This is a genomic window from Lentzea sp. NPDC003310, from assembly GCF_040610935.1.
Classification (GTDB): Bacteria; Actinomycetota; Actinomycetes; order Mycobacteriales; family Pseudonocardiaceae; genus Lentzea.
The window spans coordinates 37,674-50,902 of sequence record NZ_JBEXNC010000020.1 but is presented as its reverse complement, the minus strand read 5'-3'; the positions used below and the strand labels follow the sequence as shown (position 1 = coordinate 50,902).

The following is a 13,229-nucleotide window of genomic DNA, read 5'->3' as shown; positions in this document are numbered from 1 at the left end:
CGCTACGGAGCGGTGATCACCTGTCCTGCCCAGGAGAGGCCGCCGCCGAACGCGAAGAGCAGCACCGGCTGGCCTGAGGGGAGTTCGCCCCGTTCGGCCATCTTGGACAGAGCCAGCGGGACGGAGGCTGCTGAGGTGTTGCCGGACTCCACCACGTCGCGGCCGATGATCGCCGTTTCGCTCAGGCCCAGTTTGCGGGTCAGGGCCTCGATGATGCGCAGGTTCGCCTGGTGCGTGACGACCGCGGCGAGGTCGGTGACGGCGATGCCCGCCTTCTCGCAGGCCTGAAGTGCGATCGACGGGAGTTCGCTGGTGGCCCAGCGGAAGACCGACTGGCCCTCTTGTGCGAAGCGCGGTTGCCACTCGTTCACCAGGCGGACGGCGTTCGCTCGGGTGGGGTCGGAGCCCCACGTCGCCGGGCCGATGTGAGGGGAGGCGGAGGCGCTGACCACCGCGGCGCCTGCTCCGTCGCCCAGCAGGATGCAGGAGGAGCGGTCGGTCCAGTCGACCAGGTCGGACATCTTCTCGGCGCCGATGACGAGGGCGTGTTGTGCCGCGCCTGCCCTGATGGTGTGGTCCGCGGTGGCCAGGGCCGTGCAGAAGCCCGCGCAGGCGTTGTTCAGGTCGAAGACCACCGCCGAGGGGATGGCGAGGCGGGCCGCTACCTGTGCTGCGGTGGACGGGCTGCGGTCGATGGCCGAGCAGGTGGCGACGATGACCTGGCCGATGTCCGACGGGGACAGGCCCGAGGCGGCCAGGGCCTTGGCGCCTGCCTCGGAGGCCATGTCCGCGACCGTTTCCGAAGGAGCGGCGATGCGGCGGGTGGCGATGCCGGTGCGCTGGAGGATCCACTCGTCGTTGGTGTCGACCATCTTCTCGAGGTCGGCGTTGGTCAGCACGCGTTCGGGCTGGTAGTGGCCGAGGGCCGCGACACGGGAACCGGACAAGGTGAGTTCTCTCCTTCGGCCTGAGCGACGCGGCGAATATAGCAACCGATCGGTCGGTAGCTAAAGAGACGTAGACTACAAAGATGAGTCCGCGCCGTTCTGTTGCCGACACCCTCGAGACGCGGCAGCGCATCCTCGACCGGAGCCTCGCCATCGCGTCGGCGGAGGGGCTGGAGGGGTTGACGATCGGGCGGTTGGCCGCGGAGCTCGGGATGAGCAAGGCCGGGCTGCTGGGGCACTTCGGGACGAAGGAGGCCCTGCAGCTCGCGGTGGTGGACCAGGCGGCCGAGGTGTTCCTGCGCGAGGTTCCCCGCAAGGTCAAGCAGATGCCGTCCGGGTTGCCCCGGCTGGTCGACGTGTGCGAGGCGTGGGTGTCCTACCTCGAACGCGAGGTGTTGCCCGGCGGGTGTTTCTTCACCGCCGCCACGGCCGAGTTCGACGGCCGCAGCGGACGGGTGCGGGACGCGCTGGCCGGCATGAACGCGTTGTGGCGGCGGGACCTGCGCATCCACATCCGGCGGGCCGTGAGCGACGGGGACCTGAAGTCCGACACCGACGTCGAGCAGCTGATCTACGAGATCCTCGGGGTGATGCTGGCGCTCAACCACTTCCTGCAGCTGGAGCACGACAGCGCGGCGCCGCGGCGGGCGCGTCAGGCGTTGAAGCGGTTGCTCACGAAGTGATTGACGATCGCGGCGACCTGGTCCGGGTGCGTGGAGACCAGGCCGTGGGTCGCTTCGATCTCCTGCACGATCACGTTCGCGGGCAGGTCGCGGCGCAGGCCGGCGCGGTGGGCGTCCATGAGCGGCAGCAGGTCCGGTGGTACCGGCATGTTCTCGGTGGCGAGCACCAGCAGGAACGGCACGGTCACCCTCGCGAAGATCGGCAGGGCGTCCAGGAGCTCCGGTGAGGTCCGCAGGAACGAGAGGATCTCGCGGGACGGGCGCGTGATCATCTCCAGCTGGGCGTCGAAGAGGGCGTTCAGGCGGGCGAGGCCGTCGGCGACCGCCTCCGGTGCGAGCCCCTCGTAGTTCTCGGGACGTGTTGTGGCGGAACGGTGTCCGTCCAGGCTCACCGCCGCCGGGCAGTCCGGGTGCCGCAGTGCCCACAGCCCCGCGAGCACGCCGCCGAGCGACTGGCCGACGACGACCGGGTTCTCCAGTCCGAAGTGGACGGCGGTGGCCTCGATCTCGTCCAGCACCGCCTCCCACTCCCACGGTGCGTCCGGGGACTCGCCGTGCCCGCGCAGGTCGACCGCCAGCGCGCGGCCGTGAAGTTGGGGCGCAAGCGTTTCCCACGTCGCCCTGCTGCCGCCCAGGCCGTGCAGGAGCAGGAACGACGGGCCGTCGCCGCCGAAGTCGGTCGCCGCGAGCTTCACTGGTCTCTCCTCAGGCCGAGCCGGGCACGGATCGACTCGACGGCCACGCCGCCGTCCGGGTGCCGCAGCAGCTTGTTGCGGTTGACGAGGTCGTGCACGCCCTGCCGGGTGATGCCGAGCATCGCGCCGGCCGTGCCCAGGGAGACGTGGTCCCTGCTCGGGTGACCGGCGCGGCGCGCGGTGACGCGGCCCAGCGGTGTCGCCCACCAGCTCTCCGGCGGGTCGAACGGGGTGTCGCCGGGGTAGAGGACCGTCATCAGGCGGACGACGACCTGCCTCGCCACCTCGTCGCGGGGACCGAGCAGCTGGGCCGCCCACATGTCCGCGTCGGCGCGGACGGACTGCCGCAGGCCGTCGAGATCGGCCTGCGGCAGCAGGATCTCCAGCGGGTCGAGCAGGCGGCTCGTCACCAGCCGGATCAGGTCGTTCCGCAGGTCAACGTGCTCCGAGAGGGTCGACACTTGACAGACTGTATCAAGTACTTGACGGGCTCCGTCAAGTAGTCGGCAGCGTCAGCTCCAGGACGTGGGCGAGAACGGCGTGCGAGCCGGCCTCCTGCATGACCGTGCGCCGCAATGCGAGTCCGTCGCCGGGCGACCCTCCCGCCCCGGGGTAGGAGGGTCGCCGTTCAGCGCGTCAGGCCGCCCACATCTGCACGGGCGCGATGTAGTTCCAGCTGTAGAGCTGGTTCGCGCCGTCGTAGCTGCCGTCCGTGCCCGCCCCGTAGGTGTCGTGCACGTAGAACTGGCCGTTGTCGTGGTAACCGATCACCACGGACAGGTGGCCGGCGGTCGACCCCCACGTGCCGCTCATGATCACGAACTTGCCCTGGTCGAGGAACGCGCGGACCTGCGCCGGCGTGAAGTTGCCCTGCTGCACCGCCGCGCCGTTGCGCGCCAGGAAGTCGCGCTCGGACTCCCAGGAGGCGCAGGGGCGGGCCGGGTTGCCGCCGCAGTAGTAGCCGGTGATCCAGCCGTGCGCGCCCTTCCAGCTGCCGGTGCGCGACCAGTCGGCCATCGTGCGGTTGAACGTCGTGCCGCGGTTGCTGAACTCGTCGGTGATGTAGCGGCCCCACTTCGAGAAGTGCGAGAAGGGCTGCGAGACCTGCACGCCGAACTCGTTCGGCAGCTGGTAGGTCACGAGGTCGATCACCGCGCTGGTGGGGCCGCAGGACGAGTTGCCGTTGAACTCGTTGCGGGTGTCCCAGAGCTGGTGGATGTACTCGGCGCGGTTCAGGCGGCCCATCGTGGTCACGCCGCCGTCGAGGGTGGCGGCGCGCAGGCCGGTCGCCTTCACATACCCCTTGGCGGGGCTGCCGATCACGGCCTCCGCGCCTTCGACACCGGTCAGTGCGTAGTTGAACGACAGGCCCTCGACGACCCGCGATGCCTTGCGGGAGGCCAGGTCCTGGACGTAGACGCCGTTGAACGCGGCGAACTGGTCCGGTCCGAGCGTCTTGTCAGACACGCACCCCATGACCTCGTAGGCCACGTTCGCGCCGTCCGCGCCCCACACCGCGCTGCGGTAGTGGTGCCGCGTCTCGCCGATCAGTTCCCGGACCTGGCCGTCCTCCGACGCGAGTCCCAGCCACTGCGGGTCCGCGCCGCCGCAGCGGTAGATCTCGTTGTGCTTGATGAAGCTGACGTGCCGCTCGCCCTTGACGTCCACGAGCTTGAAGTCGCGGTACAGCGAGGTCGCGTCCGAGGTGATCAACGGCTTGGCGGCGCCGGACCCGAGGTCGAACCGGACCAGCGAGCCCACGTACGTGCTGTCGTCCGCGGTGTCCGGGTGCTGCACGGCCAGCAGGCCGCGGCCGTCGGAGGTGAAGCCGAGCAGCTGCGGCGCGCGGCCCTTGAGCTTGCCGACCGCCTTGCCGTCCACCACGACGTCCTCGCCGTCGGCGTAGGCCAGCGTGGCCCCGTGGAACACCGCGGACGTGATCGCGCCACGTGCCACGAAACGGGACTTGCCGTAGCGGTCGACGGTGTGCAGCGTGCTGCCGCTCGTGCCGTCGAAGTCGGAGATCACGGCCGCGTGCGCGCCGTCGGCGGACGACGTGGACCGGACCGTGTAGGCCGGGTCGCTGACGCCGAAGGTGGCTCTCTTGACACCACCGACGACCACGTCGTACCCGCTGCCCGACCGGACGGTCAGCGACTGCGCGGGGTTCGAGGAGTAGGGCTCGGCCGCCTGGGCGGGGGACACGGCGGCGGCCAGGGTGCCCAGCGCCACCACCAGTGCCAGTGAGGTTTTCGTCATGGCGCCCAACGTGCTGGCGCGTGGCATGTGTCCGGTATGTGGATGGTGGTTACGATCGGGAGCTGTGGAGTTCCGGGTGCTCGGGCCGGTCGAGTGTTACGCCGACGACGGCGTGCGGCTGGGCCTTGGGCCGCCCAAGCAACGGGCCGTGCTCGCGCTGCTCCTCGCACAGCCGGGCCGGGTGCTGTCGGTCGACCGGTTGATCAGCGTGCTGTGGGACGACGCGCCGCCGAAGACCGCGCTGAAGAACCTCCAGGTCTACGTCTACCAGCTGCGCAAGATCGTCGGCTCGCGGCTGCTCTCGCGGGCGCCGGGCTACCTGATGTCGATCGACCCCGCCGAGCTCGACCTCACCCGGTTCACCGACCTGCTCGACGTCGCCCGCCGGGAACGCACGCCGCGCGCCTACCGCGAGGCGCTCGCGTTGTGGCGCGGACCGGCGCTCGCGGACCTGGCCGCGTCCGGGCTGCTGCGCGGGGTCGTGGCGCAGCTGGAGGAACTGCGGCTCGCCGCACGGGTCGAGTGCGCCGAGGCGGAGCTGGACCTCGGCCGGCACGTCGAGGTCGTCGCCGACCTGAACGAGTGGGTGCGCGAACACCCGTTGCACGAACGGCTGCGCGAGCAGCAGATGGTCGCGCTGCACCGGGCAGGCCGTTCGGCCGAGGCGCTCGCGGCCTACCAGGAGTGCCGCCGGGTGCTGCTCGACGAGCTCGGCGTCGAGCCGGGGGAAGCGCTGCGGCGCCTGCAGACCGAGATCCTGCGCGCGAAACCCGTGGGCACGGCGGCGATCCGCCAGCTGCCGCCGGACGTCGTCACGTTCTCCGGCCGCGGCCGCGAGCTGAACCTGATCAGGGCGCAGCTCCGCCAGGACCGGGTCGCGGTGTGCGTGATCACCGGGCAGGCGGGCATCGGCAAGTCGGCGCTCGCGGTGCGGGCGGCGCACGAGATCGCGGCGCGGTTCCCCGACGGCCAGCTCTACGCCGACCTCTCCGACGGCGCCTCCGAGCGCGTCCTCAGCCAGTTCCTGCGCGCCCTCGGCGAACGGCCCGGCGACGAGGAGGCGTTGCGCTACCGCTCGCTCACCGCGTCACGCCGGCTGCTCGTCGTGCTGGACAACGTGGCGACGGCGGGCCAGGTCAAGCGCCTGCTGCCGACCGGTCCCGGCTCCGCCGTCCTGATCACGTCCCGGCGCCCGCTCACCTCGCTGCACGGCGCGTCGTACGTCAAACTCGGTGCGCTGCAACTGGAGGACGCCTACCGGTTGCTGGAGGGCGTCGCCGGTGCGGTGGCGGACGCGGCTGAGCTCGTGCGCTGGTGCGGAGGACTGCCGCTGGCCCTGCGCATCGCGGGTGCCCGGCTCGCCGCCCGTCCACAGTGGACCGCGCCGCTGCTCGCGGCCAGGCTGGCCGACGAGACCCGCCGCCTCGACGAGCTGCGGCTCGGCGACGTCGCGGTCCGCTCGGCGTTCGAGGTCAGCTACGCCGAACTCGGTTCCCCGGCGGTGGCACGGGTGTTCCGCCTGCTCGGGCTGCTCGACGGCCCCGACTTCGCGGTCGCCGCCGCCCGCGCCCTGACCGACGTGCCGGACGTCGAGGACCTCCTCGCCGAGCTGGCCGACGCGCACCTGGTCGAGGAACCGGTGCCCGGCCGGTTCGCGCTGCACGACCTGCTGCGCCTGTTCGCCCGCGAACGCTGCCGCGCCTCGGAGACGTCCGAGGAACGCTCGCTCGCCCTGGAACGCCTGCACAAGCACTACCTGGAGGCCCTGGCCGACGCCCCGTCCGACCTCTGGCTCGCGCAGGAGCGCGACAACCTGCTCGCCGCCGCGCACCAGGCGTCCCCGGCCGCCGCGATCGCGTTCGCCGAGGGCCTGTCCTGGTACTTCCGCCGCCGCTCCGAGGTGGCGGACTGGGCCGCGCTGAACACCCTCGCCCTGGAGGCCGCCCGCTCCCTGGGCGACGTGCGCGCGGAGGCGTTGGCGCTCAAGGAACTGGGTGCCGCCTGCGAGCGGGGCTTCCGGTTCGCCGAGGCCCAGCGGCACTGGACGGCGGCCCTCGCGCTGGCCCGGTCGCTGCACGACCGCCAGCTCGAAGCCGTGACCCTCAACAACCTCGGCATCACGCACTGGCGCCGCCGCGACCTGCCCGCCGCGCTGACCTCGCTGGAGGCGTCGCTGCGGCTGCGCGAGGAGCTCGACGACTCCCAGGGCGCCGCGTACGTGCGCACCAACCTGGGGCTGGTGCACGCCGCGCTGGGCGATCTCCCCGCCGCCCTGGTGTGCTACGAGGAGACGCTGACGACGTTGCGCGCCTGCGGGGACAGGTCCGGCGAGCTGCACGCGCTCGCGAACATGGCCGACGCCCACCGGCAGCTCGGGTCGCTCGACCGCGCGCTGGAGCTGGCGGACGAGGCGCTGGCGCTCGCGCGGTCGGTGGGGGACCGGCAGATCGAGGCCGGCGTGCTGCTCGACCGGGGCATCGTGCACGAGCTGGCCGGCCGGGCGGACGCGGCGAAGGCGTCCTACGGCGAGGCCGTCGAGCTGTCGCGGCGGATCGGGTTCCGGTGGGGCGAAACGGAAGCGGCCCGGCGGCTGGCGGGGCTGGAGAGCTAGTGGCGCGTCTCGGAACGTTGGCGAGGTGATCCACGCTCAGCAGGGCACCTCACGGTTCTGCCCCCACGCCCCCGTACAACCAGTACGAGGACGTGGGGGCAGAACCGCGATGCACCCGTCTGACCGCGGATTCCCCCGGCAACGTTCCGAGCCACACCACTAGGCCCCCGTCAGGCCGAGTACCTGCCCGGCGCGAACACCCCGTCCGGGTCGAGCGCCTGCCCGATCCTCGACTGCGGCGCGGTGGCCTGCGCGGGACGGTCGACGTCGCGCCGGTGCGGCAGAAAACCCTGCGCCGCAAACGTTTGGTGCAGCCGGTCGAGCGACTCCCGGGCCTCCGCGACGGCCGCGGGATCGTGCGCCGGGAAGCCGATCGCCACCACGTGGGCGGCGGTGTCGCTGTCGAGCACGGTGATCGTGACCGCGGGGTCCTCCGGGCAGCAGTCGCGCACCAGCTTCGCGGCCAGTGCGGTCGCCTCACCGGAGAACGGCACCGTGGGCAGGAACATCAGCATCCCGAGCTCGGCGTCGACCCGGCCGGCCGGACAGCCCGTGCGGCGGACGAACCAGGTGTCGGCCGGGTCCGCGTCGCCGGCGTAGTGCGCGCGCACCACCTCGTCCACCAGCGACGGCGCTTCGACGAGCGGTGAATTCCTTGCCGCACCACGAAGAACCGAGCCGAGCGCCTCGACCACCTCGCCGGAGCCGCTGAGGCACACGTGCGCGAGGTACTCGCCTGTCCGCGCCGCGACCGGGTTGTAGACCCTGGTGGTCGGCGGGACCAGCTTCTGCGCGGTCCACGACCGCAGCGCGTCGACGGCGTCGGCGAGGTCGTCGGCGGCGAAGGTGAACGGCAGCACCCGCACCTCCTCCGGCCGGGGCAACAGCCGCACGACCGCGGCGGTGACCACCGCGAACGACGACTGCGTGAACACCTGCGCCGACCCCGACGAGGTGTCCGGCCACCAGCCGGCGCGCTCCACGCCGCCGTCCGCGAGCACGACCTCGAGGCCCGCCAGGTCCTCGGCGCGGGCACGGTGCAGGCCGACGCCGCGGTCCAGGGCGTTGCCGATGACGCTGGTGTGCAAGGAGGACGTGGTGAGGTTGAAGATCCTCGGCGTGTCCCGCAACGCCTCCGCGAGCGCGCCCTGCGTGACACCGGGCTCCACCACCGCGTACCCGCGTTCGACGTCGAGGGTGCGGATGCGGTCCAGGCCCGACAGGTCGAGCACGGTGGCGCCGTCCACGACCGGCAGCGCGGAGCCGAGCCCCCAGTTGTAGCCGGTGCTGACCGGGTGCAGCGGCCGGCTGCCGGACCGGACGATCTCGGCGACCTCGTCCGCGCTCGCAGGCCTCAGGACGTCGGCGATCGCGCGCGGGCGGAAGGCGGCGGGCTGTTCGGGGACCACGCCGCGCACGATAGGCGGACGAAGCGCGGTCGAGCGCCAGGACCACCCGAACCGGTGACAAGGCGGGCTACCGCGTCGTCCCGCTGACCAGGCGCCTCGACGTGCTGCTCACCGACAGCCGCGGCGACGAGCCGGTGCTCCGAACGGCCTAGTCTGGATCACGTGGAACTGCTGCACCTCCGGTACTTCGTCGCGGTCGCCGAAACGCTGAACTTCTCGGCGGCCGCCCGGAAACTGCACATGGCCGCGTCCCCGCTGAGCCGGCGCATCAAGGACCTGGAGCACGAGCTGGGCCGCCCGCTCTTCGACCGCAGCACCCACCACGTGGCGCTCACCGACGCCGGCGCCGCCCTGCTGCCGATCGCGCGGGACGTCCTCGACCGCGTCGGGTCCATCCGCTGGCGCCTCGACCAGGCCACGCGCCCGGACCGCGCCACGGTGTTCGTCGGCGTGCCCGCGGGGCTGCACCCGGCGCTGCGGGAACGGCTGACGCGCCTCGCCGACCTCGTCGCGGACCGGTTCGAGGTCAAGCGCTGGCCCGGCACCACCTCCGACCTCGTCGCCGCGGTCAAGGACGGCAAGCTCGCGCTCACGCTGGCGCGGCTGCCCGTGCAGGAGGCGTCCCTCGACACCCTGCACGTCATGTCGGAGCGCCTGGGCGCCGTCGTGCCGGCCGACCGGTTCGCGGGACGGGAATCGGTCAAACTGGCCGATCTCACCGATCTGGCCTATGCGAAGTCACCCGAGGAAATCATGCCCGCGTATTTCGAGCAGCTCGACCGGCAATTGCGCGAACTGGGCATCACGAAGCGCATCCAGCTGAGCAACACCGGCTACCAGGGCACCTCGGAGATCGTCTCCAGCGGCCTCGGGTTCTCCGTCTCGATGCTCGACGAGGACAGCTCGATGCGCGGCTACCAGCTGGAGAACATGGCGGTCCTGCCGTTCGAGGACTTCCGCGCGCAGCTCGACACCGGGCTGCTCTGGCGCCACGACCGGGGCGAGGGCGGCGACCTCGACGAGCTCGTCACCAGTGCCCGCGAGGTCTTCGCGGAACCGATAATCAAATAGAGAATGGTGTGACCGCTGTGGTCATACCATTGTTCGCGACATGATCGTTCCCTTTTCCGTTGGTCGTCACTAACTTCGGTGGTGCAGAGACGAATCAGGTGCGAAAGGACGAACGATGAAGGACATCACCGCCGGTCCGCTGGACGGCGTGCGCGTGATCGACCTCTCGACCGTGGTGATGGGCCCGTACGCGGCCCAGATCCTCGGAGACCTCGGCGCCGACGTGATCAAGATCGAGTCGCCTGTGGACACCGTCCGCAACGGCCGCTACCGCACCACGCCGGGCATGACCCCGTTGAGCCTCAACGTCAACCGGAACAAGCGCAGCGTCGCGTTGAACCTGAAGGACGAGGCCGACCGCGAGACCGCGCTCAAGCTGATCGACACGGCCGACGTGCTGATCACCAACATGCGGCCGGGCGCGCTGGCCCGCCTCGGCCTGACCCACGCCGACGTCGCCGCGCGCAACCCCGGTCTGGTCTACGCCCACGCCCAGGGCTTCCGCGGCGACTCCGACCGCGCGGGCACCGCCGCCTACGACGAGACGATCCAGGGTGCGTCCGGCCTGGTCGACATCGCGAACCGGGCGCTCGGCCGGCCCGTCTACCTGCCGACGATCCTCGGCGACAAGGTCTCGTCGCTGACCATCGCCTACAGCGTGCTCGCCGCGCTGGTGCACCGGAACTCGACCGGTGAGGGCCAGCGGGTCGAGATCCCCATGGCCGACACGATGATCGCGTTCAACCTCGTCGAACACCTGGCGGGCCACGCGTTCGTGCCGCAGGAGGGGCCGACGGGCTTCACCCTCTCGATGGCCAGGGGCCACCACGCCGTGCACACCAAGGACGGCCTCGCGTGCGTCGTCCCCTACAACCCGCAGAACTTCCGCGACTTCTTCGCCGCTGCGGGAAGGCCCGACCTGGTCGAGGACCCGCGCGTGGCCGGCGAGCGGATCGACCCCGGCGACAGCGACGACCTGATGGGCCTGGTCGACGAGTGCGCGCCAGCTCTGTCCGCTGAGGAATGGGCGGAGGTGTGCGCGAAGCACAGCATCCCGTTCGGGCCGGTGCTGGAGCTGGACAAGGCGCACGAGGACCCGTACGTCCGCGACGGTCACCTGCTCGACGTCGTGCACCACCCGAGCGAGGGCGCGATCCGGTCGATCGGCATCCCCGTCCGGTTCTCCGCCACGCCCGCCACCGTCCGCCGCCTGGCCCCGCTGCCCGGCGCCGACACCGCCGAAGTCCTGAAGGAGCTGGCATGAACGAGGTGCGCACCGAACGCGTCGGTTCGGCACTGCTGATCACGATCGACCGTCCGGAGGCCCGCAACGCCGTGAACGCGGCCGTCGCGACGCGGCTCTCCGCCGCGCTCGACGAGCTGGAAGCCACGCCGGACCTGCGCGTCGGCGTGCTCACCGGAGCGGGCGGCTCGTTCAGCGCGGGCATGGACCTCAAGGCCGCGTTGAAGGGCGAGTCGCCGGTCGTCGGCGACCGCGGGCTCGGCGGTCTCACCGAGGCCGAGCTGACCAAGCCGCTGATCGCCGCGGTCGAGGGCTTCGCGCTGGGCGGCGGGTTCGAACTGGCCCTGGCCTGCGACCTGATCGTCGCCGCCGAGGACGCGAGGTTCGGACTGCCCGAGGTCAAGCGCGGCCTGATCGCCGCGGCCGGGGGTGTCGTCCGCCTGCCGCAGCGGATCCCGCACCACCTCGCCATGGAGATCCTGCTGACCGGTGAGCCGATCGACGGCCGCCGCGCGGGCACCCTCGGCATCGCCAACCGGGTCGTGCCGAACGGCGAGACCGCCGCGATCGCACTCCAGCTCGCCGAACAGATCGCCCAGAACGCCCCGCTGGCACTCGCCGCCGTCAAGGCCGTCGTGCGCTCGCAGGACCCCTGGGCCGCACAACGCGCCGAAAGCGCCCGCCTGATGAGCACGGCCGACGTCCGCGAGGGCATGACCGCGTTCGCCGAGCGCCGCGCTCCACAATGGACAGGACGCTGATCATGCTGGGCATCACACCCCTCACCGCTCCCGCGTTCCCCGCGGTGCGGCCGCGGTTCTTCGACCGCGAGTACCTGAACATCGTCTACCGGACCGATCCGGACGCGTTGCGGGCCGTCGTGCCGGTGCCGCTGGAGCTCGACGAGCCGCTCGTCCGGTTCGAGGTCATGAAGATGAACGACGTCACCGGCTACGGGCCGTACACCGAGGCGGGCCAGGCGATCCCGGTCGTCTTCGACGGCGAACGCGGCGAGTACCTGCACGCGATGTACCTCGACAGCTTCGCCGCCACCGCGTCCGGCCGCGAGGTCAGCGCGTACCCGAAGGTCATGGGCTCACCGAGGCTCTACGCCGACAACGGCGCCCTGGTCGGCACGCTCGACTACGGCACCGTGCGGGTGGCCACGGCCACGATGGGGTACAAGCAGTACGAACTGGACACCCGTCAGGCTGAGGCGGAGATCACGGTTCCAACCTTCATGCTGAAGACGATCCCTCACTATGACGGATCGTTGCGGGTGCAGGAGCTCGTGCGCACGGAGATCACCGACGTCGTGGTCAAGGCCGCGTACACCGGCCCGGCGCGCCTGCAGCTGTTCCAGCACGTCCTCGCGCCCCTCGCCGACCTCCCCGTGCTGGAGGTCCTCTCCGCCAGCCACGTCATCACCGACCTGACGCTCGCTCCCGCCAAGCCGGTTCACAACTACTTGGAGGCGTCATGACGACCGTCGCGGTCATCGGTGCGGGTGTCATCGGACTTTCGTGGGCCCGCCTGTTCGCCGAGCACGGGATGACCGTGCGCGTGGTGGATCCCCGTCCCGACCTGGTCGTCCCGGCCGGCGCGGAGATCGCGCCGAGCGTCGCGGAAGCCGTGCGGGACGCGGACTTCGTGCAGGAGAACGGCCCGGAGGACCTGGCGTTCAAGAAGACCCTGTTCGCCGAGCTGGTGCGAGAGGCGCCGGAGCACGCCCTGCTGCTCAGCTCGTCGTCCGCGATCCCGTCGACCGCGTTCACCGAGGGCATCGACGGCTCGCGCGTCCTCATCGGACACCCGTTCAACCCACCGCACGTGATCCCGCTGGTCGAGGTCGTGCCGGGGGAGCAGACGAGCGAGGAGTCCGTGACCAGGGCCGTCGAGTTCTACCGCTCGGTCGGCCGCACGCCGGTCGTGGAGCGCAAGGAGATCCCCGGCTTCGTCGGCAACCGCCTGCAGGCCGCGCTCTCGCGCGAAGCCGCCTACCTGGTCGAGCAGGGCGTCGTCACGCCCGCCGACCTCGACACCGTCGTCACGCACTCGCTCGGCCTGCGCTGGGCGACCGTCGGGCCGTTCCTCGGAGCCCACCTCGGTGGCGGCCCCGGCGGCTACCGGCACCTCGCGGAGCACATCGGCAAGTCCATGCGGGGCCTGGAGCTCGGCACCCCGTCGCACGACCCGGAGCGGCTGATCAAGGCCGTGGAAGACGCTTACGGCTCCTCCACGTACTCGGCGCTCGCCGAGACGCGCGACCGCAAGCAACTCGCCGTCCTGACGGCACTGGAGGAGGACTGAC

The 13,229-nt window shown here is 71.4% G+C and carries 12 protein-coding genes; 7 read left to right on the top strand and 5 right to left on the bottom strand.

Annotated elements, in window-relative coordinates; genetic code table 11:
• Positions 1-2 precede the first annotated feature (2 nt).
• A complete protein-coding gene (locus ABZX02_RS35150; protein WP_355304902.1) occupies positions 3-947 on the bottom strand; it encodes a beta-ketoacyl-ACP synthase III in 945 nt (314 codons plus the stop codon).
• 83 nt (positions 948-1,030) lie between these two features.
• Between ABZX02_RS35150 and ABZX02_RS35145 the strand changes: the two genes are divergently transcribed.
• Entirely contained in the window at positions 1,031-1,630 is a 600-nt protein-coding gene (locus ABZX02_RS35145) for a TetR/AcrR family transcriptional regulator (protein ID WP_355304900.1), read from the top strand.
• Here ABZX02_RS35145 and ABZX02_RS35140 read toward each other — a convergent pair.
• From ABZX02_RS35140 to ABZX02_RS35130, 3 genes are all read right to left on the bottom strand, one after another.
• Positions 1,600-2,325 (bottom strand): alpha/beta hydrolase, encoded by a 726-nt coding sequence (locus tag ABZX02_RS35140; RefSeq protein WP_355304898.1) that lies wholly within the window; start codon positions 2,323-2,325, stop codon positions 1,600-1,602. The genes ABZX02_RS35145 and ABZX02_RS35140 overlap by 31 nt on opposite strands.
• Positions 2,322-2,786, bottom strand: a complete 465-nt coding sequence (locus ABZX02_RS35135; RefSeq protein WP_355304896.1) for a hypothetical protein — start codon at positions 2,784-2,786, stop codon at positions 2,322-2,324. The genes ABZX02_RS35140 and ABZX02_RS35135 overlap by 4 nt, the downstream gene beginning before the upstream one ends.
• A 175-nt stretch (positions 2,787-2,961) precedes the next feature.
• The gene (locus ABZX02_RS35130) at positions 2,962-4,584 is read right to left on the bottom strand and encodes a C39 family peptidase (RefSeq protein WP_355304894.1); all 1,623 of its coding nucleotides are present in this window, start codon (positions 4,582-4,584) and stop codon (positions 2,962-2,964) included.
• 64 nt (positions 4,585-4,648) lie between these two features.
• Between ABZX02_RS35130 and ABZX02_RS35125 the strand changes: the two genes are divergently transcribed.
• A complete protein-coding gene (locus ABZX02_RS35125) occupies positions 4,649-7,195 on the top strand; it encodes a BTAD domain-containing putative transcriptional regulator (protein ID WP_355304892.1) in 2,547 nt (848 codons plus the stop codon).
• 170 nt (positions 7,196-7,365) lie between these two features.
• Here the strand turns inward: ABZX02_RS35125 and ABZX02_RS35120 are convergent, their stop codons facing one another.
• Positions 7,366-8,604: an FAD-binding oxidoreductase gene (locus ABZX02_RS35120; RefSeq protein ID WP_355304890.1), complete on the bottom strand. Its 1,239-nt coding sequence runs from the start codon at positions 8,602-8,604 to the stop codon at positions 7,366-7,368.
• A gap of 162 nt (positions 8,605-8,766) precedes the next feature.
• On the opposite strand from ABZX02_RS35120, the gene ABZX02_RS35115 reads away from it, so the two are divergent.
• The 5 genes from ABZX02_RS35115 (at position 8,767) to ABZX02_RS35095 (ending at position 13,228) form a co-directional block, all read left to right on the top strand.
• Positions 8,767-9,675, top strand: coding sequence for a LysR family transcriptional regulator (locus ABZX02_RS35115; RefSeq protein WP_355304888.1), 909 nt, complete (start codon positions 8,767-8,769; stop codon positions 9,673-9,675).
• Positions 9,676-9,790: 115 nt separating this feature from the next.
• A complete protein-coding gene (locus ABZX02_RS35110) occupies positions 9,791-10,939 on the top strand; it encodes a CoA transferase (RefSeq protein WP_355304886.1) in 1,149 nt (382 codons plus the stop codon).
• Positions 10,936-11,679 (top strand): crotonase/enoyl-CoA hydratase family protein, encoded by a 744-nt coding sequence (locus ABZX02_RS35105; RefSeq protein WP_355304884.1) that lies wholly within the window; start codon positions 10,936-10,938, stop codon positions 11,677-11,679. Before ABZX02_RS35110 ends, ABZX02_RS35105 begins: the two co-directional genes overlap by 4 nt.
• Complete coding sequence (locus ABZX02_RS35100) at positions 11,664-12,401, top strand: acetoacetate decarboxylase (protein ID WP_355304882.1); 738 nt, start codon at positions 11,664-11,666, stop codon at positions 12,399-12,401. Before ABZX02_RS35105 ends, ABZX02_RS35100 begins: the two co-directional genes overlap by 16 nt.
• Positions 12,398-13,228 (top strand): 3-hydroxyacyl-CoA dehydrogenase NAD-binding domain-containing protein, encoded by an 831-nt coding sequence (locus ABZX02_RS35095; protein ID WP_355304880.1) that lies wholly within the window; start codon positions 12,398-12,400, stop codon positions 13,226-13,228. Before ABZX02_RS35100 ends, ABZX02_RS35095 begins: the two co-directional genes overlap by 4 nt.
• Position 13,229: the final 1 nt, after the last annotated feature.

Excerpts from the sequence above, each read along its gene's own strand:
- ABZX02_RS35145 (WP_355304900.1), top strand. The coding sequence starts at position 1,031 with ATGAGTCCGCGCCGTTCTGTTGCCGACACCCTCGAGACGCGGCAGCGC.
- ABZX02_RS35130 (WP_355304894.1), bottom strand. The coding sequence starts at position 4,584 with ATGACGAAAACCTCACTGGCACTGGTGGTGGCGCTGGGCACCCTGGCC.
- ABZX02_RS35110 (WP_355304886.1), top strand. The coding sequence starts at position 9,791 with ATGAAGGACATCACCGCCGGTCCGCTGGACGGCGTGCGCGTGATCGAC.
- ABZX02_RS35105 (WP_355304884.1), top strand. The coding sequence starts at position 10,936 with ATGAACGAGGTGCGCACCGAACGCGTCGGTTCGGCACTGCTGATCACG.
- ABZX02_RS35100 (WP_355304882.1), top strand. The coding sequence starts at position 11,664 with ATGGACAGGACGCTGATCATGCTGGGCATCACACCCCTCACCGCTCCC.
- ABZX02_RS35095 (WP_355304880.1), top strand. The coding sequence starts at position 12,398 with ATGACGACCGTCGCGGTCATCGGTGCGGGTGTCATCGGACTTTCGTGG.